This window comes from Ruegeria sp. YKSD179, assembly GCF_059612885.1.
In genome coordinates, this window is the sequence record NZ_JBXWRL010000116.1 from 1 (window position 1) to 2,579 (window position 2,579).

Genomic DNA, 2,579 nt, shown 5'->3' on the forward strand with positions numbered 1-2,579 from the left:
CGCGGGCTCCCCGCAGTCAAATCCCTGGAGCCTTAAGCCTGCCTTCACAGCGCCTGCTAAATTGAAGCGAGCAAAGACCTGGTTCACGGTCCATAGCTCACGTTGAAGGGCCATCGCCTCGTCCCATTTACCCGCCTCGCAGAGATCAAAAAGGCGAACACTTTGTTTTGGAACGATGCATGAAGGACCGGCAAGCCAGCCTCTTCCGCCGATCAGCATTACTGCAGCGGTGATGTGAGAGGATGCTGCGAATACACCAATGCGGCCTTCAGTGCGGTTTAGGATCGAGAGCAAGCGGCCGGTGTTGGTCGAAGCATCCTTGACGAAAAGAATGTTTGGATGATGAGAAAGCTTTTCTATGGCATCGATTGATAGGTCAGAGCGTTGAAAATTGGGGTTTGTGTAGAGCGTTACGGGCAAATCTGTTGCATCGGCTACAGCCAAAAAATAATCCACGACCCCGGTTTCGGGGACTGGAAAGTAGGCTTCTAGTACCGCGAGTATTCCATCCGCCCCTATCGACGCCCATCGCCTGGCCTGTACAATTGCGTCCCAGGTTGTTGTCGCTGCGACACCGGCAATTACCGGAACCCGGCCGGCGGCAGCGTCTACCGTCGCCGAAACAACTTGTTCCTTTGCTGCAAAGTCCAGATATGCAAATTCTCCAGTCGAGCCCAGCGGCGTGAGCCCATGCACACCAGCGTTAATTAGGTGCTCCGAGAGTTTGCGTAGCGCGCCTTCGTCCACTTGGCCCTTGGGTGTCAATGGCGTTGGCAAGTAGGGGACTACGCCCCGCAGGTTCGCAACCTTCATTGTGGCTTTCGTTCCTAAAATGGATCTGCAACGAACTTACTCTGGGAACACGTTCGTTTCCAGTTCGTACCTTGTCCGCGAAAGGCTCTATACAATCATTCGACTATTTTTCAGATGAGCGGTTCGTCGCGTTAAGCGGTCATTCTGATAGTGAATTTGGCGTTTTTTGCCTACCATTGATGCGTTAGCTATCATTTGGGACGTGTCATTAAATGCAGCTCAAATGATGATCAGCGGGAGAAGTATGGATGGAACGGGATTTACAGGAGGCACGAGAGAATTTAACCGCAGCGCTGCGTTATGCGGACAAACTTGGGCTTAGCGAAGGTATCTGCAATCACTTTTCACTCGCTGTCTCTGATGACGGAGAAGAATTTCTTGTCAATCCGCAAGGGCTGCACTGGTCGGAGGTCAAAGCCTCGGACATTGTGTTGTGCCATCGCGATGGGCGCGTTCTCGACGGCCATCATTCTGTGGAAGCGACGGCATACTTCATCCACGCGCCGATCCACGCCAATAGACCGTCGGCAAAGGCCGTTCTCCACACTCACATGCCCTACGCCACCTCACTGACGCTCGTCGAAAACGGACGTCTAGAAATGGTCGAGCAGGGAGCGTTACGGTTCTATGACCGGATCGCGTATGAAGACAGCTATGGCGGTCTTGCACTTAACGATCAAGAAGGGAACCGCATCGCGGACGCGATGGCGGACAAACCTATCGCGTTCCTCGGCCACCATGGCGTCGTAGTGACTGCCCCGACGATCGAAAAGGCGTTTGACGACCTTTATTATCTTGAACGTGCGGCTCAGGTGCAGACCTTGGCGAAGATGCACGGCAGACCGTTGCGTTCTATTCCGCAGCAGACTGTTGAGCAGACCGCTCGCCAAATAAATGAGGAGAGCGACCTAACGCAGGTTCAGGCGCATTTCAGCGCGATCAAACGCATATTAGACCGCGACAACCCTGGCTGGCGTGATTGAGAACTAGCGCGATCTCGCAAAAGGCCTATTGTCGCTGGATCAAAAGCAACTGACTTCGCTACGAAACCGCACCGACCCGCTTGATCCGAGTTTTTCTGACGACACCTTGATAAGAGTGTAAGAGAATTGGTGCGCGACTGCGTGCAAAAATGGAGCTTGAAATGGCCGCTATTAGCCCCCCGGTTTGTGATTTTGGACTACCTGCGCCAGACTTCGTTTTGCCCGGCACGGATGGGAAAATGTATGGTCTTGCCGATTTAAAAGGCGCCAATGGAACGTTGGTGATGTTCATTTGCAATCATTGCCCATACGTTTTGGCGATACTGGACAAGATAATCCGTGACAGCTCAGACTTGATCGCTTTTGGTGTCGGTGTTGTCGCAATATGTTCGAATGACGCTCTAAGGCATCCAGCCGACAGTTTTGAGAACATGAAGCTAATGGCTTTAAAACATTCCTTTCCCTTCCATTATCTGCATGACGAGAGCCAGTCTGTTGCCAAAGCTTTTGGAGCAACATGCACTCCGGATTTCTTCGGCTATAATGCTGAGCTTGAATTACAATATCGGGGTCGCTTGGACGCAACGCGCATGACACCTGGACAGCAAGATCTTCCACGCGAATTATACGAAGCTATGAGGCAAGTCGCAGAGACTGGTCAGGGTCCCAAAGAGCAAACGCAATCCATTGGCTGCTCAATCAAATGGAAATAGTACGAGTGATCGGGACCGCCGCTCCGAACCGACGTTCGCTGCACTCTGCTTGAACGACTGCCTTGCGGAC

At 52.5% G+C, this 2,579-nt stretch carries 3 protein-coding genes; 2 read left to right on the plus strand and 1 reads right to left on the minus strand.

Annotation, left to right across the window (positions count from 1 at the left end; translation table 11 throughout):
* A partial coding sequence (locus AC2FNE_RS24530) for a dihydrodipicolinate synthase family protein (RefSeq protein WP_496806556.1) occupies positions 1-813 on the minus strand: 813 nt, incomplete at its 3' end.
* A gap of 248 nt (positions 814-1,061) precedes the next feature.
* Here AC2FNE_RS24530 and AC2FNE_RS24535 point away from each other — a divergent pair.
* Both AC2FNE_RS24535 and AC2FNE_RS24540 read left to right on the plus strand, forming a co-directional pair.
* Positions 1,062-1,796: an aldolase gene (locus AC2FNE_RS24535; protein ID WP_170609140.1), complete on the plus strand. Its 735-nt coding sequence runs from the start codon at positions 1,062-1,064 to the stop codon at positions 1,794-1,796.
* A 161-nt stretch (positions 1,797-1,957) separates the two neighbouring features.
* Positions 1,958-2,509: a thioredoxin family protein gene (locus AC2FNE_RS24540; RefSeq protein ID WP_170609142.1), complete on the plus strand. Its 552-nt coding sequence runs from the start codon at positions 1,958-1,960 to the stop codon at positions 2,507-2,509.
* Positions 2,510-2,579: the final 70 nt, after the last annotated feature.